The sequence below is a fragment of the Pseudomonas sp. FP818 genome, from assembly GCF_030687335.1.
GTDB classification, from domain to species: Bacteria; Pseudomonadota; Gammaproteobacteria; order Pseudomonadales; family Pseudomonadaceae; genus Aquipseudomonas; species Aquipseudomonas shahriarae.
On sequence record NZ_CP117427.1, the window covers coordinates 1346019 to 1365676 of the forward strand.

Sequence of the window (19658 nt, forward strand, 5' to 3'; positions counted from 1 at the left end):
ACCGCTATCGCAGGCAAGCCAGCTCCCACATCCAGCCGCATTCCAAGAGTGGAACTCGGACAACTGTGGGAGCGGGCTTGCTCGCGATGGGCGCACCTCGGTCTAGGCGGTCTTGCCCGTATGGTTGTTCAGCGAGATCACCTTGGTCTTGCCAATCCGGTGACGATAAATCTCACGCAGGTACTTGATCGCCTTCTTCACGCAATCGCGCGACAGGCGAATGTCGTTGATCGAGACAAACTTCTCTTTGTCGTTGATCAGCTCGCGGTACTTCTTCTCATACATCGGCTTGATCGCGTACCAGTTGGTATCGAGGATCTTCGCCGGGTTCTCGAATTCGTTGAGCAACTCGTCGATACGGTCCTCGTCGAAGTCTTCATGGATGATGAAGTCCAGGATCGAGTTGTCCAGGGTCTCGTCGAAACGGTACGGGTTGCGGGCAAAGCAGCGCTTGATAAAGGCCACGATCAACGTCAGGAAGTCATCCGACAGGCACGGGCTCTTGGCGATCAGGGTGGTCAACGACAGGTTGGCCGAAGCACCGATCACCAGGGCGTAGCGCTTGAGGGTGGTGTTGGGGAACAGGCTGTTGAGGTGGGTCTTGAGCCGGTTCAGGTCCATATAGGACAGTTTGTAGTCCTTGGGCAGGGAGACGATGGACACCACCGACGAGCAGTTCTTGAAGAAGTGCAGGTCATGCAGGGCCGCTGCGTCATAGCCGGAGTTCTTGTACTGCTCCAGGGAGGCCTTGTAGCGCTTGGATTCGATCGGCAACAGGCTGATGCCTTCGATGGCCTGGGTGACTTTATTGAAGTGGGGCAGGTCGATGGAGCGGAAGAACAAATCGTCGATGTTCAGGCGCTGCGGCTCTTTTTCAAACACCTTGAACTTGTCGTTGCTCGGCGCCGGGGTTTCCGGGACCACCGACTCGGCGTAGGCAATTGCCACCGGCCCGGCCAGGCTCATGAACAGGTCGTTGGCGTCCAGGCGAATGGTTTCACCGATGTCGATGCCGGCGCGGCGGAAATAGTTCTGGTCATAGTCGGTCGTCACCGCCTGAGCCGTCAGGATGTTGAAGATCTGCTGTGAGATGTACTGGTTGGCGTGTTTTTCCATGGCATTGACGTCAATGTTCTGGATGTTGCCGTCGTCGCTTTCTTCGGCGTAACGCATGATGTCGTTGGAGATCAGCATCATCGCGTTCCACGGGCGGATACGGCCTTTGACACTGGCCTCGCTGCTGTCTTCATTGTCGAAGTTGTACGAGAAATCCCATTCCTCCGACAGGTACTTGCACAGCAGCCGACCGGCGTTGATGTGCAGCGCCTCGGACATTTCGCTGCGGTGATCGGAGATGTTCGGCAGCACGCAGATCCCGCTGGTGAAAATCGGCTCGAACACAAAGGCATGGCCGCTCTTGCTGTCATGCTCGTCGGCAGGTTTGGTGTCGAAGGTCTTGTTCATGTACGAGTGTTGCTGGGCCAGGCCGAACTCCGAGGCCATGCCCGAGCCGGTGCCGCCGCCGGCGCTGAAGATCGAGAAGTACAGGCGCGACTGGTTGGCCTTGATCCCGCAGGAGTCGATCAGGTACGAATGGATCATCTTCCAGTCAGGGCTGGAAAAACGCTGGGTGTCTTTGTTGAGGATGATCTTGGCCAGGTACTGGCCGAGGATCGGTGCGTTACCGGCGCCACCGGCATGCACTTCCGACAGGTCCATGATTTTCATTTTGCTGTAGTCGCGCAAAAAGCCGCTTTTCTCGCCCTTGCGCGAGAAACGGATGCGTCCGGCGATGTCTTTGTCCAGGTCGCCGAGCATCACCAGGGGTTCTACCAGAAACACCGGCTTGCTGGCCTTGCTGGCGCCCAGGCGCAGGTTGTTACGGATCCACTGGGCCGGGCTGTAGCCTTTTTCAACGTAGGATTTGTCTTCGGTGCTGAACTCGTTCAGATAAAACTTGCGGGCGTTGTACACCAGTTCCGCCACATCCAGGGCGATGTTGGAACCACAGCGCCCCAGGCCGATCAGGCAGACCGAGGGAAACTCCTGCTCACTGTGCAGCTCGCTGTCACCGTCAAGGTGCGGCGGGCGCGGGAACACCATGTCGCGCAGGCCATCGAGGTTGTCGAGGATGCGGTCGGTGTTGGTTTCGGTGAAGTACAGGTATTGCTGGGTGCCCAGCGCACGTTGACTGGTCAATGACTTTGAACCTGAGGGTTTTTCCGCAGGCGCTGTCAGCAACACGTCGGATACCGCGGTAACAGGATTATTTTTAGAAGTCATTGTGCGCCATGTGCCTGGACGGATGGCCGGAAAACATCAAAGAGCCATCACCGAGTGAGAGTTCGCGACTTTACCCGATAGGGTTTAACCCTAGGTTTTCTAGGGAAAAGCTACGTTGGACTCTCATGAATCGGCCGTTCGTCGGCGTTCTTTAATCAAATACTGGCTATTTGCCCTGATGCTGGCGTTTCAGCGAATAGGGCGGACTACCGAAGAACCCGTCGATGAACCCTTGGCGCTGGTCGTGTCCTTGCTGCCCGCCAGGCCCGGCGGGTTGCGCTGGTCAAGTGCCGTGATCACGGCACTGATTTCACTGGCCGGCACCGCTGCACTGAGCAGGTAACCCTGCACGTAATCGCAGCCATGTTTGATCAACAGCTCCAGTTGCTGCTGGGTTTCCACGCCTTCGGTAATGACCTGCAGGTGCAGGGTGTGGGCCATGCCGATGATTGCCTGGACAATCTCCATATCGGAGGTGGACTTGGGAATGTCCTGGATAAAGGAGCGGTCGATCTTCAGCGTGTTGAGGGGCAGGCGCTTGAGGTAGGAGAGGGAGGAGTAGCCGGTGCCGAAGTCGTCGATGGACAGCGCCACACCCAGCGCACGGATTTGCCGCAGCAGGATCAGGGTGCTGCTGATGTTGCCCATCAAGGCATTCTCGGTCACTTCCAGCTCCAGGCGGCTGGCGGCGATGCCGCTGTTGCGCAAGGCGTATTCGATTTCATCTGCCAGTTCGTCCCGGGCCAGGTTCAGGGCCGAACAATTCACGGCCATGACCAGGTCCGGGTGCCCCTGGTCCGTCAGCCAGCCCAGGTCGGCACAGGCCTGGCGCAGCACCCAGTTGTCCAGCTCGGCGATCAGGCCGTTGTTTTCGGCGATGCCGATAAACCGTTCGGGCGCCAGCAGCCCATGTTGCGGGTGTTGCCAGCGCACCAGGGCTTCGAGGCGGGTGACCTTGCCTTTGTGCAGGTCCAGAATCGGTTGGTAGTGCAGGACCAGTTCCTTTTGGTTGCGCAATGCATTGCGCAATTCCTCTTCCAGCTGCAGTTCGAGAAAGGCCCGGGTTTTCAGGTTGGAGCTGAAGAAGTTCAAGCTGTTGCGCCCGCCATCCTTGGATTGATACAGCGCCAGGTCGGCGGTTTTCAGCAGTTCCTCGCAGGTGGTCCCGTCCTCGGGAAACACGCTGATACCGATGCTGGTGGTCATCACCATGCGCCGGCCAGCCAGCTCGATGGGCTCTTTCATTTTCTGCATGATGCGCTGGGCCATGTGCCGCGCTTCGTCGCGATGACGGATGTTGATCAGGATGCAGAATTCATCACCGCCAAAGCGCGCCACTACATCATTGTGACTGCGTATCGAACTCTTGATATGGCCGGCCAGGACTGTCAGCAGCTCATCGCCGGCATCATGGCCGAGGCTGTCGTTGATCCGCTTGAAGTGGTCGATGTCGAGGAAGATCACCGCCAGCATGCCCTCGGCCTGGGCTTTCTGCGCGAGGCTTTCGGCGAAGATCTGGTTGAAACCCCGGCGATTGAGCAGGCTGGTCAGGGCGTCGTAGTGGGCCACTTGCTGCAGGGATGCGCGCGCCTGGTCCAGCTCGGTCAGCAGGGCATTGACCCGACGCAGGTCGCGTTCCTTGTGCTGCAGTTTTTTGTCGGCGAGGGCCGCGCTGATGCTGCTGCCGATGACCAACAACGTGATGACGGCCACCGACAGGCCCAGTTGCGTCGGGTTGTTGTCGATGGGCAATGCCGGCAAGGCCCCGGTGGGCAGCAGCAATTGCATGGCAGCCATACCGGTGAAGTGCATGCTGATAATGCCGGCACCGAGCACCAGGCTGGCAGCGTACTTGAGCAGTTGGTGGAACATTCCATTGCCATTGCGCAGGTAGCGGGACAACAGCAAGGCGGCCAGGCTGGCGCCAATGGCAATGGCCACCGACAACCCAAACAGCCCGCTGGAAAAATACACCTGGGCCTCGGAGCGCATGGCGGCCATGCCCACGTAGTGCATCAGGGCGATGCCCAGGCCCATGCAGGTGGCCGCCGTCAGGTACTGATGAAAACGCATTCGGGCATGACTGAGGGTTTGCAGGGCGAACAACGAAGCGATCAACGCGATCGCCAATGAAGCCAGCGTCAGGAACCATTCGTAATGGATAGTGATGGGCGCCTGGAGCGCCAGCATGCTGATGAAGTGCGTCGACCAGATCCCGCCGGCCAGGCAACCGGCGCCGATCCAGCGCCAATGGCGTTTTGCCGTCAGGTTATCAACGTGGCCGACACGCTCGGCCATGTCCAGGGTGCCAAAACTCGCGGCGCAGGCAACCAGGTACGCCAGTAGCACCAGGAAGGGGTTATGGGTGCAATTAAGTAATAAATACCCGCTCTCGGGAAGCGGGGTAAAAAAATGCAGACCCAGCCATTCCATAGCACGTCCCGTTGCAGAGTCATCTCGTGTCACTGCGCGTGGCGATGACCTATGGAATCGAGTATAGAAGGCTCAGCGGAAGCGCAAGCTGTAATGGCATTTTGATTGCTTTGATTTTGGCATGCTCGCCATAGCCAATGGTGCTAAGCACTGATGGGCAGCTCGAACTCGTAAGGCGGTTGCTCCAGCGGCGCCAGGCCGAATGCGGCGCGGGCGGCGTCGCAATCGACGTTCACTTCACCCTGGCTCCACGAGGCCTCGAATTCCCGGCACACGCTGGAACGCTGCTCGTAGATCGAACAACGGGTGCCGCTGCCCACTTCGCCCTCCAGGCTGCAACAGCGTGCCGGTTTCTGGTCGGTGCCGATCATCGCCACCCGGCTGGGGTTGATCTGTACCACCAGTTCATCGGGCACGGTGCCGCCTGATGAGGCGCATTCGCCCCAAAAGAAAGACACGCGAAAGTGTGAACAGCAGGCACCGCAATTCAGACACGGACTGGCATCGGACATGGCACGTCATCAATAAGAGGTAAGGGGGAGCTGCGGAAGGCTCGCTATTCTATGCCTGCCAAGGCGCTTGGGAAGGGGGGCGCGTGCTTATTTTTTTAGCGGGAAAATCCGGCTGTCCTGGATGAAATTACGCCCTATCAGCTTTACGAATCATTACAGACAACCGCGCCGCGCCTGACTAGATTGCAGGTTCCGGGCAGGATGCGTCGGCATCGAGCCTCTATAACAATAAAAGAGACGGACCCATGCAGAACTCGACCCAAGCGGCGAATGCCTGGCGCATTCTGTTCCTGCTGTTCCTGGCCAACCTGTTCAACTTCTTTGATCGCACGATCCCGGCGATCATCATCGAGCCGATCCGCATGGAATGGCACCTCAGTGACTTCCAGCTCGGCATCATCGGCACCGCATTCACCATCGTCTATGCGATTGCCGGCTTGCCCCTGGGGCGCCTGGCCGATACCGGCTCGCGCAGCAAGCTGATGGGCTGGGGCCTGGCGAGTTGGAGCGCGCTGACGGCGGTCAACGGCATGGTTGGCAGCTTCTGGACCTTTCTGCTGGTGCGCATGGGCATCGGCATTGGTGAAGCCAGTTACGCGCCGGCCGCCAACTCGTTGATCGGCGACCTGTTCCCGGCCCACCGTCGCGCCCGGGCCATGGGGATTTTCATGCTGGGCCTGCCCCTGGGCCTGTTGCTGGCGTTCTTCACCATCGGTGCGATGGTCGAGGCGTTCGACAGCTGGCGTGCGCCGTTCTTTATTGCGGCCGTCCCTGGGCTGATCCTTGCGGTGTTCATGTTCTACATCAAGGAGCCCAAGCGCGGCGCCGCCGAAACCGTGCAAGTCTCCCAGGAGAAAGTCGACCGGCCGATCCGGCGCGTGCTGGCGGTGCCGACCTTTCTGTGGCTGGTGCTGGCGGGGCTGTGCTTTAACTTTGCGACCTATGCCTGTAACTCGTTCCTGGTGCCGATGCTGCAACGTTACTTCCTGATGCCTTTGCAGGAGGCGGCCGTGGCGACCGGGGTGATTGTCGGCGTGACCGGTCTGTTCGGCCTGACCTTGGGCGGCCTGGTGGCGGACAAGATTCACCAGCGCATTGCCAATGGCCGCTTACTGTTTGCCGCCTTCAGCCTGATTATCTCCACGGTATGCACTGCCTGGGCCCTGCATGCGGGGCGCATCGAGATCGGGGTGTTTGTCGCGGTGTTCAGTGTGGGCTGGTTGTTTGCCTATAACTTCTACACCTGCGTGTACACGGCGATCCAGGATGTGGTGGAGCCGCGCCTGCGGGCCACGGCCATGGCGCTGTTTTTCGCCGGCCTGTATCTGCTGGGGGGTGGCATGGGGCCGGTGGTGGTGGGCGCGCTGTCTGATCACTTTGCCCATGCGGCAATGTACGCGGCGGGTGCCGAGCAAATGACCGAGGCGTTCAAGGCGGTGGGGCTGCATGACGCCATGTACCTGATTCCGGTGGCGTTGTTCCTGACCATGCTGTTTCTGTTCCAGGCTTCGCGGTGTTTTGTGCGCGATGCCAAGCGGATGAAGGATGGGTTGGGGAGGGTTGAGGTGCCGGCGGCGGCTACTGCTTGAAACCGAGGTGACGCCAGCGCAGCATAGGTATCTACACAACTCTTTTATCTAGTGCTTATTGGGTTTGTGTACATATCCGTTACTGCGGTCACGGCGGCTATTGGTTCCGCCCTTACGGCGGGTCACTTTCGAAGAGCGCGAAAGTAACCAAAGCGCTTTTTCCCCACCACTCGGTGCCTCGCCTAGGCTCGGCATGCCCGCAGTCAGGCATTGCTCCGCGGGCCCGCCGCGATCGGCCATCCATGGCCGTGTCGCGGCTACCCCGGCATCCATGCCGGGGTGCCCACTGCGCAATGCCTGCCTGCGGCCATCGTGGTTTAACGGGGCGCCTCAGATCAAGATCAAAAGCAGAGCAACAGCAAAGCAAGAGCGTGAAGCTGCATTCCCCTGTGGGAGCGGGCTTGCCCGCGATGACGGTGTATCAGTCGATAAATCTATTGGCTGACCTGCCGCCATCGCAGGCAAGCCAGCTCCCACAGAAGGACGCGCACGCCTCGAAGGTCAGGCCGCCTCGCTTTGCTTTTGATCTTGATCTGAGGCGCCCCGTTAAACCACGCTGGCCGTCATCCGATATTGATTTGGGGGGTAAACCGGCAGGACACCCCCCATAAAAAAGGCCCGCATTGCGCGGGCCTTTTTGTTCATCAGGGCAGGGCGCGGATCAACCGGCGACCAACACCCGAATCGCCTCCAACCGCAGCGCCGCCTTGTCGAGCATAGCCAGGCCTTGCTCGCGCTGTTGGCGCAGGGCAACCAGTTCGCTGTCGCGTACGGTCGGGTTGACGGCTTGCAGGGCGGTCAGGCGCGCCAGCTCTTCGTCGGTGTCTGCTGCCAGGCGACGTTGCGCCTCGGCCACACGTTCGGCGTGGCGCGGGGCGATTTTCTCTTCGCCGGCGTTGATCCGTGGCGTCAGCTGATCGCGCTGGGCCTGCACGAACTTGTTGGCGCTGGCCCGTGGCACGCTTTCCAGCTGGTCGTTGAGGGTGGTGAAGGACACCCGGCCCGACAAGTCATTGCCATTGGCATCCAGCAGGCAGCGCAGGGCCGCCGGGGGCAGGTAGCGACCCAGTTGCAGCGAACGCGGTGCCACCACTTCACTGACATAGAGCAGTTCCAGCAACACAGTGCCTGGCTTCAGCGCCTTGTTCTTGATCAGCGCCACTGCGGTGTTGCCCATGGAACCGGACAGCACCAGGTCCATGCCGCCCTGGACCATCGGGTGCTCCCAGGTAATGAACTGCATGTCTTCGCGAGACAGCGCCTGGTTGCGGTCGTAAGTGATGGTCACGCCTTCGTCATCGCCGAGGGGGAAGCTGGCGTCGAGCATTTTTTCGCTGGGCTTGAGGATCAGTGCGTTTTCCGAATGGTCTTCGCTGTCGATGCCGAACGCGTCGAACAGGGTTTCCATGTAGATCGGCAGGGTGAACTGATCGTCTTGCTCCAGGATGTCCTCGACCAGCGCATCACCTTCGCCAGCGCCGCCGGAGTTGAGCTCCAGCAAACGGTCGCGGCCGGTGTGCAGCTCGGCTTCAAGGCGCTCGCGCTCGGTGCGGGCTTCGTCGATCAGGGCTTGCCATTCGCCGTCGTCGGCATTTTCCAGCAGCGGCAGCAGGCGCGGGCCGAACTGGTGCTGCAAGGCGTTGCCGGTCGGGCAGGTATTAAGGAAGGCATTCAAGGCTTCGTGGTACCACTGGAACAGCCGCTCTTGCGGGCTGGTTTCCAGGTACGGCACGTGCAGCTCGATCACATGCTTCTGGCCGATCCGGTCCAGACGCCCGATGCGCTGCTCCAGCAAGTCCGGGTGCGATGGCAGGTCGAACAGCACCAGATGGTGGGCGAACTGGAAGTTGCGGCCTTCACTGCCGATTTCCGAACAGATCAGCACCTGGGCGCCGAACTCTTCATCCGCGAAGTAGGCGGCGGCACGGTCCCGTTCGAGGATGTTCATGCCCTCGTGGAACACCGTGGCCGGGATGCCGGAACGCACGCGCAGGGCGTCTTCCAGGTCCATGGCGGTTTCGGCGTGGGCGCAGATCACCAGGACTTTGGTGCGCTTGAGCATTTTCAGCTGGTCGATCAGCCACTCGACGCGCGGGTCGAAGCGCCACCAGCGGTTTTCTTCTTCTATATCCGGTTGCGACTGGAAGCTGACTTCCGGGTACAGCTCGGCATGCTCGCCCAGCGGCAGTTCCAGGTATTCGTCCGGGCACGGCAGCGGGTAGGCGTGCAGCTTGCGCTCGGGGAAGCCTTGTACGGCGGCGCGGGTGTTACGGAACAGCACGCGGCCGGTGCCGTGGCGGTCCAGCAGCTCACGCACCAGGCGCGCACTGGCTTCGGTGTCGCCATCGTTGACGGCAGCCAGCAGTGCTTCGCCTTCGTTGCCGAGGAAGCCCTGGATAGTCTTGTGCGCGGCCGGCGAGAGGCGACCCTTGTCCATCAGTTCCTGGACGGCTTCGGCGACCGGGCGATAGTTCTCGCTCTCGGCGCGGAAGGCTTTGACGTCATGGAAACGGTTCGGGTCCAGCAGGCGCAGACGGGCGAAGTGGCTGTCCTGGCCCAGTTGTTCCGGGGTTGCGGTCAGCAGCAGCACGCCGGGAATGGTCTCGGCCAGTTGCTCGACCAGTTGGTATTCAGCGCTGGCCTTTTCTTCGTGCCAGACCAGGTGGTGGGCTTCGTCGACCACCATCAAGTCCCAGCCGGCGGCAAACAGTGCGTCCTGGGCTTTTTCGTCGTCCACCAGCCATTCCAGGGCCACCAGCGCGAGTTGGGTGTCTTCGAACGGGTTGCTGGCATCGCTTTCGATAAAACGTTCTTCGTCGAACAGCGCGACCTGCAGGTTGAAACGCCGGCGCATTTCCACCAGCCATTGGTGCTGGAGGTTTTCCGGGACCAGGATCAGTACGCGATTGGCGCGCCCGGACAGCAGTTGGCGATGGATCACCAGGCCGGCTTCGATGGTCTTGCCCAGGCCCACTTCGTCGGCCAGCAGCACCCGTGGCGCGATCCGGTCAGCCACTTCACGGGCGATGTGCAGTTGGTGCGCAATCGGCTGCGCACGCACGCCGCCCAGGCCCCAGAGCGAGGACTGCAACTGGCGGCTGGTGTGTTCCAGGGTGTGGTAGCGCAGGGAGAACCAGGCCAGCGGGTCGATCTGGCCGGCGAACAGACGGTCGCTGGCGAGGCGGAACTGGATGAAGTTCGACAGTTGGGTTTCCGGCAGGGTGACCTGCTCGTTCTGCCCATTGAGGCCGTGGTAGACCAGCAGGCCGTCGACATCGTCGACCTCGCGCACGGTCATCTTCCAGCCTTCGAAGTGGGTGATGGTGTCACCCGGCGAGAACCTCACGCGAGTGAGGGGCGCATTCCGTAGCGCATACTGGCGGGTGTCGCCAGTGGCCGGATAGAGCACGGTCAACAAGCGGCCGTCCTGTGCCAGAACGGTGCCTAACCCCAGCTCTGCTTCGCTGTCACTAATCCAGCGTTGCCCCGGTTGATACTGCTGCGCCATGCTGCCTGACTCCCGCCGTGAAAAAGCCGACTATTCTAACGGAACAAGGCCCCCAGCCAAAGGACTCTGACAAAAACTACTCCGCTTGCCGGAGTGAAAGAGGACGATTCGACGGGTGGCAGGGCACTGGCGACTGACGACTGGGTCACAAGTTGGCGGCCCCAGGCTCAAGTCGCTGGTACAGCAGCCGACAGCCTGCTGACAGGAGACCAATAATTATGCTGCCACCGATCTTGCCCTTGAGTGTTGTGCCGGTCACGTCACAACTCGACCCCGTGCGCCCCAAACCCGATATCCCGCCGGTGGTGCCTGCGCAGGCGAGTTCCAGCGAAAGCACCATTGACCTCAAGAACCGCGACGCGGAGCAATCGACCCTGATGCTGCGCGAGGAACAACGACGCCAGCAGGAACAGCAAAAACGCCGGCGCGAGGCCGACGAAGATCCCGAGCAGCACCTGGCTATTCCTGGTGACGAACTGAATGCCGATAACACCGTGCCGGTCGCGCCGCTGATCGAGGATGCACCCCGCCAGGGGTTGTGGGTGGACGTCGAGGTTTGACCCCCGGGCGGGCCAGGACGCATTATTGAGTCAATCCAGCCACCACGTAAGCCATGCCATGAGTGACGACAAGCTGATCGACCTGACTGCCGAACGCGCCAAACGGGTCCACGATCTCAATGACAAGCGCCTGAATGACGTGCGCCAGGCGTTCGAGCAGGCCATGCCGCTGGGCAAGGCGAAGAAAAAGTCGAAAAACAAACCGAAAAAGCGCTGAAATGCCCTGAATCTATTGATTCAGGTCAGTTATCTCCCTTCTTTACGCCCCGTTGCGGGCGACATTGATCCCCGTCAATTTCTGCCTCCGACTTCTTGGTTAACTTAGCCCCATCGCAACAAGGCAAGAGCAGGAGGCCGGTCATGTTTTTCGATAATGTGGTTTTTGCCGGGGTGCTGACTGTCGGCCTCATGGTGCTGTTTTTTGTAGGGTTTGGATTTTTTATCTGGAAAGACGCGAACAAGCGTAAAAAACCATAGGTTTTTCCGGGTTACATGAGCACGCAAGGCATTTTGGGCGACTTCGGTCGCCCTTTTTTTTGCCCGATATTTAGCTCTCTAGCCACAAAGGCACAAAAAAAGGCGTGACCCTCGCAGGTCACGCCTTTTTAATTGCGTTGTCGGTTAACTGCCCAACGCCTTGGACGCCAGCCAGAACAAGCCGGCCGACAGGCTCACTGTGGCTGGCAGGGTCAGGATCCAGGCCATCAGGATGGTCTTCACGGTGCCGCCTTGCAGCCCGCTCTTGTTCGCGACCATGGTCCCGGCCACGCCCGAAGACAGCACGTGGGTGGTGGACACCGGCAGGGCGAAGATATTGGCAAAGCCAATCATGGTGGCGGTGGTGATTTGCGCTGACATGCCCTGGGCATAGGTCATGCCCTGCTTGCCGATCTTCTCGCCAATCGTCAGTACCACGCGCTTCCAGCCCACCATGGTGCCCAGGCCAAGGGCCAGGGCCACGGCGAGGATTACCCAGAACGGTGCGTATTCGGTGGTGGCGGTCAGGTCTTTGCGCAGTTTTTCCAGGTCCGACTTCTCGCGGGAATCAAGGCCAGGCAGCTTGCCGACTTTCTTCGCGGTGTCGTCCAGGCACAGCAGGTAGCGACGGACTTCAATGCGCTGGTCGGAGGTCAAGGAATGGTAGTCAGAGACACCCTTCAATGTGCCGAGGAGGGCGTTGATGGTCGGCTCGGTCTGTTGCGGGTTGCAACGGAACTTGCCTGGCAGGTCGTCTCTGACACTTTTGCCCAGGGCAAGGAATTCGCCGAGGGTTTCGTGGTTGCGCTGGTAGAACTGGTTGAGGTGCAGGGTGGCGTCGCGGGTTCGCTCGATCTGGTAAGTGGTGCTGCCCAGATCGAGTACGAACTGCGCGGGCACGATACCGATCAGCACCAGCATGATCAGGCCAATACCTTTCTGGCCGTCGTTGGAGCCATGCACGAAACTCACGGCCATCGCGGAAATCACCAGTACCAGGCGGTTCCAGAACGGCGGGTGTTTCTTGTCGTCGAGCTTGCGGCGCTGGTCCGGTGTCTTGTGCATCTTGGACAGCGGACGCCACCATTTAAGGCCAATCAACACCAGGGCTGCGACCAGGAAGCCGGCCATGGGCGAGAACACCAGCGAGGCGCCGATATCAATGGCCTTCTGCCAGTTGACCCCGTCTGCCAGCGGAATATCGTTGATCAAGGCATTGGCCAGGCCGACACCGAGGATCGAACCGATCAGGGTGTGGGAGCTGGATGCCGGGATCCCGAAATACCAGGTGCCGAGATTCCAGGTGATGGCCGCTGCTAATAATGAAAACACCATGGCCAGACCATGGCCGGTGTTTACATTGATCAGCAACTCCACCGGCAGCAGGTGCACGATGGCATAGGCAACGCCCACCCCGCCGAGCAACACGCCGAGGAAGTTGAACACCCCGGAAAAGAATACGGCCAGGTGCGGCGGCATCGCTTTGGTATAGATGACTGTGGCCACCGCGTTAGCGGTGTCATGAAAGCCATTGATGAACTCGAAGGCGAGGACAAAGGCGAGGGCGAGCAACAGGCTCACAAGAACCCAAGCATCCAGTCCGCTGAATAAATCGATCATGAAGGTTTTATGACCCGGTCGTAAGGGGGCGCGATTATGCCAGAAAACCTCAGTAATCTATGCACTAGCTGCTCGCCGGTAACATTCTTCAACGAATTAATTTGGAGGAGGGGTGCGACTACCAGATATTTCGGTGGTTTGGCAACTCATTGATTTATAAAGAATAGAGGGGCCGTGGCAGGGTGCGACAATTAAGATGAAGGGTCTGAAACAGGTGTATGAAATTTCGTCAGAGCGGCGAAACTGACGATTGCAGGGCAAAACCCGGGCGCCCCTGCCAGGGGGGCTGGCAGGGCAATGACTTGCCAGGAAGGCTCAGTCCGAGAGGCTTATGGCTCTTCGGCCTTGAGGTCCTTTTCGATCTTTTGGATTTCCTGGGCAAATGCCTGGTCGAGCAGACTGGCTCGTTTGCGCCATGGTTTGCGCTCCGGCTCAGGTTGGGCGGCGTAGGTGGTGACTTCCCCGCCGTAAACATCCTTGTAACGTTGTTCCTGGCGCTCAAGTTCCGCGCGCAGTTCGTCTTTCGTCACTTTGTTACCTAATTGAGTTGAGTTTGATTCCGGTGATGCGCGATGACGCAAGTGATGGGCGTATTACACGATCAACCACTTCAGTTATTGCACGCGGCCACGGCACCGGGGAAGAACAGCTGTCGTAGCAACAGTTTTCTTTTTACATCACAAATATGGGCAGGCTGTGGAGCTGAGTACCCGGTATCTGCAACCCAGGCCAGGACAAGGAAAAGCTGAGGCTTGGTGGGGGCAGGCATGCCCTTGAGGCCAACTCGACCTTGTCACAGGGTGCATTATAGCGGCGCATTTGCATAAGACTATCGTCAACAAGTTAAAAAACGTCAACTTGGCGTAGCTGTATTGCTATTCACCTCATGTCGGGAACTTGACGCCGTACTTGCCTAACACTCTGTATGTGACAGTTGCACGGTCGTTAATTAAGTCAACATTGCCAGGCCGAACGCCGTCGGTTAAGTGAGTGCAACAAATTCAGTGCGGGGCCTGGCAGCGCCCAGCGGCGTAAATTGCGATTATCGAATGACCGTCCGATAATCGCCCAATGTTGGCGCCCTTGCCTTGTACATCCGTTGCCTGCCGGCTTGTAATGGCGCTTGAAAATAAGAGAAAGGACCTGAAATGAACGATCAATTGCGCAACTCCTTTGCCTCAGTGGCGCCGCCGATCGTTGCGTCACCGGCCAAGCGCATCCAGGCGTTTACCGGCGACCCGGATTTCATGACCTCCCTGGCCCGCGGGCTGGCCGTGGTACAGGCGTTCCAGGAGCGCAAGCGGCACCTGACCATCGCCCAGATCAGCCATCGCACGGAAATCCCCCGCGCTGCCGTCAGGCGTTGCCTGCATACCTTGATCAAACTCGGCTACGCCACCACCGACGGGCGCACGTACTCCCTGCTGCCCAAGGTCCTGACCCTGGGCCATGCCTATCTGTCGTCCACGCCCCTGGCGGTTTCTGCCCAGCCTTACCTGGACCGCATGAGTGAGCAGCTTCATGAAGCCTGCAACATGGCGACCCTGGAGGGCGACGACATCCTCTATATCGCCCGATCCGCCACCACCCAACGCCTGATTTCGGTGGATCTTTCGGTCGGTGGCCGACTGCCAGCTTATTGCACCTCCATGGGCCGAATCCTCCTGGCGGCCCTGGATGACGCGTCGCTGCAGGACTACCTGGACCATGCCGACCTGCAAACCAAGACCAGCCGCACCCTGACCACGCCGCAAGCCTTGCTTGAATGCCTGCAACAAGTGCGGCAACAGGGCTGGTGCATTGTCGACCAGGAACTGGAGCAGGGTCTGCGCTCCATCGCCGTGCCGGTGTATGACGCGTCCGGCCAGGTATTGGCTGCGCTGAATGTCAGCACCCACGCCGGGCGGGTCAGCCGCAGTGAGCTGGAACAACGTTTCCTGCCGAGCATGCTCTGCGCCAGCCAGGAGCTGAGTGCCCAGTTGTTTGCTTAAGCTGTTCGGTGACCGCACAGATCCCGGTTTGACGAATTGACGGTGTTTCCCCTGGCTCATTAATGTCGCGGCAGCGTGATTGACCGCGACAGCCTCTACCGCCGCGGTTTCGGTTTCGCCCCAATAATAATGACGACTCGCCGTCGTCCGCCCGCCATCGGTGTGGAAATAAAAATAATGAATCAGCCTTCGCCTTCTGTTGGTACATGTCTGGACGTGCAGTCCTTTATCAATGCGCAACCGCTGTCCCGCTATCAATGGCGGGTGGTGATCCTGTGCTTCCTGATTGTCTTTCTCGACGGGCTGGATACTGCGGCCATGGGCTTTATTGCGCCGGCACTGTCCCAGGATTGGGGGATCGACCGTGCCAGCCTCGGCCCGGTGATGAGTGCCGCGTTGATTGGCATGGTGTTTGGCGCCCTGGGTTCAGGCCCGTTGGCCGACCGTTTCGGACGCAAGGTGGTGTTGGTCGGCGCCGTGCTGGTGTTCGGTGCGTTCAGCCTGGCCTCGGCCTACAGCAGCAACGTTGATCAGTTGCTGGTATTGCGCTTCCTGACCGGCCTGGGCCTGGGCGCTGGCATGCCGAACGCCACGACGTTGCTGTCCGAATACACCCCGGAGCGCCACAAGTCGTTGCTGGTGACCAGCATGTTCTGCGGCTTCAACCTGGGCATGGCCGGTGGCGGGTTTATCTCGGCCAAGCTGATCCCGATGTTCGGCTGGCACAGCCTGCTGCTGATCGGCGGCATCCTGCCCTTGATCCTGGTCGGCGTACTGGTGCTGTGGCTGCCGGAGTCGGCGCGCTACCTGGTGGTGCGCAATCGCGGCACAGACAAGGTGCGCAAGGCCTTGTCACCCATCGACCCGGCCACCGTCGCCCAGGCTTCCAGCTTCAGCGTCCCGGAACAGAAAACCGTCAAGGCGCGCAATGTGTTCGCGGTGATCTTCTCTGGCACCTACAGCGCCGGCACCCTGTTGCTGTGGCTCACCTACTTCATGGGGCTGGTGATTGTGTACCTGCTGACCAGTTGGTTGCCGACCCTGATGCGTGACAGCGGCGCCAGCATGGAGCAGGCGGCTTTTATCGGCGCGTTGTTCCAGTTTGGTGGAGTACTCAGCGCCGTGGGCGTGGGCTGGGCCATGGACCGGTTCAATCCGCACAAGGTCATCGGCACTTTCTACCTGCTGGCTGGGGTCTTTGCCTACGCCGTGGGCCAGAGCCTGGGCAATATCACCCTCCTGGCCACCCTGGTGTTGATCGCCGGGATGTGCGTCAACGGTGCGCAATCGGCCATGCCTTCGTTGGCGGCGCGGTTTTACCCGACCCAGGGCCGGGCGACCGGGGTGTCCTGGATGCTGGGGATTGGCCGTTTTGGCGCGATCCTCGGTGCGTGGATGGGAGCCACGCTGTTGGGGCTGGGTTGGAACTTCGAGCAAGTGCTGACGGCACTGGTGATTCCGGCTGCATTGGCCACCACTGCGGTATTGATCAAGGGCTTGGTCAGCCACGCCGACGCCACCTGAGACTTAATGCAGGCACGGTTGAAAAATGTGGGAGCGGGCTTGCTCGCGAAGGCGGTGGCTCAGGACAAAAGTGTGTTGACTGACACACCGCCTTCGCGAGCAAGCCCGCTCCCACAGGGACGCTGTTCGCATGGAAAGCAGGGGTGTTTGGAGGAATGTTAGCCAGGTAACAATCTGTTCGATTATCGAACAGTTAGTCGATTATCGGATTGTTTGACCCCTGACCCCGGCTTACTCTTCAAGCACTTCGGCGCTGCCTCCAGCGCCTTTTTCGACCTACACCGGGAGCCCAACCCCATGGCTGAAATCCTTTCGCTGGCTGATGCGGTAAAGCAGTTCGTCAATGACGGCGATACCGTCGCGCTCGAAGGCTTTACCCACCTGATCCCTACAGCGGCAGGTCATGAAATCATCCGTCAGGGCAAGAAAGACCTGACGCTGGTGCGCATGACGCCCGACCTGATCTACGACCAACTGATCGGGGCCGGCTGTGCGCGCAAGTTGATTTTTTCCTGGGGCGGCAACCCGGGCGTAGGTTCCCTGCATCGCCTGCGGGATGCGGTGGAAAAGCAATGGCCGCAACCGTTGGAGATCGAAGAACACAGCCATGCGGACCTGGCCAACGCCTACGTGGCCGGCGCCTCCGGCCTGCCGTTCGCGGTGCTGCGGGCGTATGCCGGTTCTGACCTGCCCAAGGTCAACCCGCTGATCAAGACCGTGACCTGCCCCTTCACCGGCGAAGTGCTGGCGGCGGTGCCGTCGGTGCGCCCGGACATCACCGTGATCCATGCGCAAAAGGCCGACCGCAAGGGCAACGTGCTGTTGTGGGGGATTCTCGGGGTGCAGAAAGAGGCGGCATTGGCGGCCAAGCGTTGCATCGTCACCGTCGAAGAAATCGTCGACGACCTCAACGCCCCCATGAACGCCTGCGTGCTGCCGACCTGGGCCCTGACCGCCGTGTGCCATGTACCAGGGGGCGCGCACCCTTCCTACGCCCACGGTTACACCGAGCGTGACAATCGCTTCTATCAAGCCTGGGATCCGATCGCTCGGGACCGTGGGACGTTTACCGCATGGATCAATGAATACATCCATGGTACCGCTGACTTCAGTCAATTCCAGGCCAAACTGGCTGCCGCGCAGGAGGCCAAGTAATGACTTACTCGACCAATGAAATGATGACCGTCGCCGCCGCGCGCCGCCTGAAGAACGGTGCCGTGTGCTTCGTCGGCATCGGCCTGCCGTCCAAGGCCGCCAACCTGGCCCGCCTGACGTCGTCGCCGGATGTGGTGTTGATCTACGAGTCCGGCCCGATTGGCGCCAAGCCCTCGGTCCTGCCGCTGTCCATTGGCGACGGCGAGTTGGCGGAAACCGCCGACAGTGTCGTGCCCACGGGTGAGATTTTTCGCTACTGGCTGCAAGGCGGGCGCATTGACGTCGGTTTTCTCGGCGCAGCCCAGGTCGACCGCTTCGGCAATATCAACACCACGGTGGTCGGTGATTACCACCAACCCAAGGTGCGCCTGCCGGGTGCCGGTGGTGCGCCGGAGATTGCCGGCTCCGCCAAGAGCGTGTTGATCATCCTCAAGCAGTCGTCCCGTTCGTTTGTCGACAAACTGGATTTCATCACCTCGGTCGGCCATGGCGAAGGCGGCGACTCGCGCAAGCGCCTCGGCCTGCCAGGCGCAGGCCCGGTCGGGATTATTACCGACCTGTGCATCATGGAGCCGGAGGAGGGCACCCACGAATTTGTGGTCACCGCCTTGCATCCCGGCGTGACCCGCGAGCAAGTGATTGCCGCCACCGGCTGGGCGATCCGCTTTGCCGAGCAGGTCAGCACCAGCGCCGAACCCACGCCAGTCGAACTGAACGCCTTGCGCGATCTTGAAGCCCGTACCGCCGCGGCCCATGGCCAAACCCCAGGAGAAGCCTGATGCGCGACGTGTTTATCTGTGATGCGATCCGCACCCCCATCGGCCGTTTCGGCGGTGGCCTGTCCACGGTGCGCGCCGATGACCTGGCGGCCCTGCCGATCAAGGCCCTGATGGCGCGCAACCCGTCGGTAGACTGGAACGCGGTCGACGAAGTGTTCCTCGGTTGCGCCAACCAGTCCGGCGAAGACAACCGTAACGTGGCGCGCATGGCCGCGCTGCTGGCCGGCCTGCCGCCGAGCATTCCCGGGGTGACGGTCAACCGCTTGTGCGCCTCGGGCATGGACGCCATCGGCACCGCGTTCCGCGCCATTGCCAGTGGCGAAATGGAGCTGGCGATTGCCGGTGGTGTCGAGTCGATGTCCCGTGCACCGTTCGTGATGGGCAAGGCGGACGCCGCGTTCTCGCGCAACATGAAGCTGGAAGACACCACCATCGGCTGGCGCTTTATCAACCCGTTGATGAAGGCCCAGTACGGCGTGGATGCCATGCCGCAGACCGCTGATAACGTGGCAGATGATTACAACGTCTCGCGCGCCGACCAGGACGCCTTCGCCTTGCGCAGCCAGCAACGCACAGCCATGGCCCAGGCCGCGGGGTTTTTCGCTGAAGAAATCGTCCCGGTACGGGTCGCCCATAAAAAAGGCGAGACCCTGGTGGAGCACGACGAACACCCGCGTGCCGATACCACCCTCGAAGCCCTGACCAAGCTCAAGCCGGTCAACGGCCCGGACAAGACCGTCACCGCCGGCAACGCTTCCGGGGTCAACGACGGCGCCGCCGCGTTGATTCTGGCCAGCGCGGAGGCGGTGAAAAAGCACGGCCTGACCGCCCGCGCCCGGGTGTTGGGCATGGCCAGTGCCGGGGTCGAACCCCGGGTGATGGGCATCGGCCCGGTGCCAGCGGTGCGCAAGTTGGTAGAGCGCCTGGGCCTGGCGGTCAGCGACTTTGATGTGATCGAACTCAACGAAGCCTTCGCCAGCCAGGGTTTGGCGGTGCTGCGTGAGTTGGGCCTGGCGGACGACGCACCCCAGGTCAATCCCAACGGCGGCGCGATTGCCTTGGGTCATCCCCTGGGCATGAGCGGTGCGCGCCTGGTCTTGACGGCCCTGCATCAACTGGAAAAAACCGGCGGCAGCAAAGGCCTGGCGACCCTGTGTGTCGGCGTTGGCCAAGGCTTGGCGTTGGCCATCGAACGCGTTTGAGACCTACAAGAAAAAGAGGAATGCT

The 19658-nt window shown here is 60.5% G+C and carries 15 protein-coding genes; 9 read left to right on the plus strand and 6 right to left on the minus strand.

Annotated elements, in window-relative coordinates:
- Positions 1-102: 102 nt before the first annotated feature.
- From PSH80_RS06010 to PSH80_RS06020, 3 genes are all read right to left on the minus strand, one after another.
- Positions 103-2283, minus strand: a complete 2181-nt coding sequence (locus tag PSH80_RS06010; RefSeq protein WP_057958732.1) for a hypothetical protein — start codon at positions 2281-2283, stop codon at positions 103-105.
- 189 nt (positions 2284-2472) lie between these two features.
- Positions 2473-4716 carry a bifunctional diguanylate cyclase/phosphodiesterase gene (locus PSH80_RS06015; protein WP_198792437.1) on the minus strand — a complete coding sequence of 748 codons (2244 nt, stop codon included), beginning with the start codon at positions 4714-4716 and terminating at the stop codon, positions 2473-2475.
- Between the two features lie 143 nt (positions 4717-4859).
- Positions 4860-5228: a YkgJ family cysteine cluster protein gene (locus PSH80_RS06020; protein WP_057439824.1), complete on the minus strand. Its 369-nt coding sequence runs from the start codon at positions 5226-5228 to the stop codon at positions 4860-4862.
- A gap of 245 nt (positions 5229-5473) precedes the next feature.
- Between PSH80_RS06020 and PSH80_RS06025 the strand changes: the two genes are divergently transcribed.
- Positions 5474-6817: an MFS transporter gene (locus PSH80_RS06025; RefSeq protein ID WP_200660235.1), complete on the plus strand. Its 1344-nt coding sequence runs from the start codon at positions 5474-5476 to the stop codon at positions 6815-6817.
- Between the two features lie 661 nt (positions 6818-7478).
- On the opposite strand, the gene rapA is transcribed toward PSH80_RS06025, so the two are convergent.
- Complete coding sequence (gene rapA, locus PSH80_RS06030; RefSeq protein WP_057439822.1) at positions 7479-10325, minus strand: RNA polymerase-associated protein RapA; 2847 nt, start codon at positions 10323-10325, stop codon at positions 7479-7481.
- 218 nt (positions 10326-10543) lie between these two features.
- On the opposite strand from rapA, the gene PSH80_RS06035 reads away from it, so the two are divergent.
- The 3 genes from PSH80_RS06035 (at position 10544) to ccoM (ending at position 11362) form a co-directional block, all read left to right on the plus strand.
- A complete protein-coding gene (locus tag PSH80_RS06035) occupies positions 10544-10885 on the plus strand; it encodes a hypothetical protein (RefSeq protein ID WP_057958736.1) in 342 nt (113 codons plus the stop codon).
- Between the two features lie 25 nt (positions 10886-10910).
- A complete protein-coding gene (locus PSH80_RS06040) occupies positions 10911-11102 on the plus strand; it encodes a hypothetical protein (protein WP_128593654.1) in 192 nt (63 codons plus the stop codon).
- A gap of 143 nt (positions 11103-11245) precedes the next feature.
- Positions 11246-11362 (plus strand): cytochrome c oxidase subunit CcoM, encoded by a 117-nt coding sequence (ccoM, locus tag PSH80_RS06045; RefSeq protein ID WP_029297086.1) that lies wholly within the window; start codon positions 11246-11248, stop codon positions 11360-11362.
- Positions 11363-11506: 144 nt separating this feature from the next.
- Here ccoM and PSH80_RS06050 read toward each other — a convergent pair whose 3' ends face one another.
- Together PSH80_RS06050 and PSH80_RS06055 are read right to left on the minus strand one after the other, a co-directional pair.
- Entirely contained in the window at positions 11507-12982 is a 1476-nt protein-coding gene (locus PSH80_RS06050; RefSeq protein WP_057439817.1) for an inorganic phosphate transporter, read from the minus strand.
- 329 nt (positions 12983-13311) lie between these two features.
- Positions 13312-13512 carry a hypothetical protein gene (locus PSH80_RS06055; RefSeq protein WP_029297082.1) on the minus strand — a complete coding sequence of 67 codons (201 nt, stop codon included), beginning with the start codon at positions 13510-13512 and terminating at the stop codon, positions 13312-13314.
- A gap of 618 nt (positions 13513-14130) precedes the next feature.
- On the opposite strand from PSH80_RS06055, the gene pcaR reads away from it, so the two are divergent.
- The 5 genes from pcaR to pcaF all read left to right on the plus strand — a co-directional run bounded on the left by pcaR (position 14131) and on the right by pcaF (position 19633).
- Positions 14131-14973, plus strand: a complete 843-nt coding sequence (pcaR, locus tag PSH80_RS06060; RefSeq protein WP_057439816.1) for a pca regulon transcriptional regulator PcaR — start codon at positions 14131-14133, stop codon at positions 14971-14973.
- A gap of 177 nt (positions 14974-15150) precedes the next feature.
- Positions 15151-16497, plus strand: coding sequence for an MFS transporter (locus PSH80_RS06065; protein WP_120731986.1), 1347 nt, complete (start codon positions 15151-15153; stop codon positions 16495-16497).
- Positions 16498-16794: 297 nt separating this feature from the next.
- Positions 16795-17652 (plus strand): CoA transferase subunit A, encoded by an 858-nt coding sequence (locus PSH80_RS06070; RefSeq protein ID WP_057439815.1) that lies wholly within the window; start codon positions 16795-16797, stop codon positions 17650-17652.
- Positions 17652-18431 (plus strand): CoA-transferase subunit beta, encoded by a 780-nt coding sequence (locus PSH80_RS06075; protein WP_057439814.1) that lies wholly within the window; start codon positions 17652-17654, stop codon positions 18429-18431. The genes PSH80_RS06070 and PSH80_RS06075 overlap by 1 nt, the downstream gene beginning before the upstream one ends.
- The gene (gene pcaF / locus PSH80_RS06080; RefSeq protein WP_200660300.1) at positions 18428-19633 is read left to right on the plus strand and encodes a 3-oxoadipyl-CoA thiolase; all 1206 of its coding nucleotides are present in this window, start codon (positions 18428-18430) and stop codon (positions 19631-19633) included. Before PSH80_RS06075 ends, pcaF begins: the two co-directional genes overlap by 4 nt.
- Positions 19634-19658: the final 25 nt, after the last annotated feature.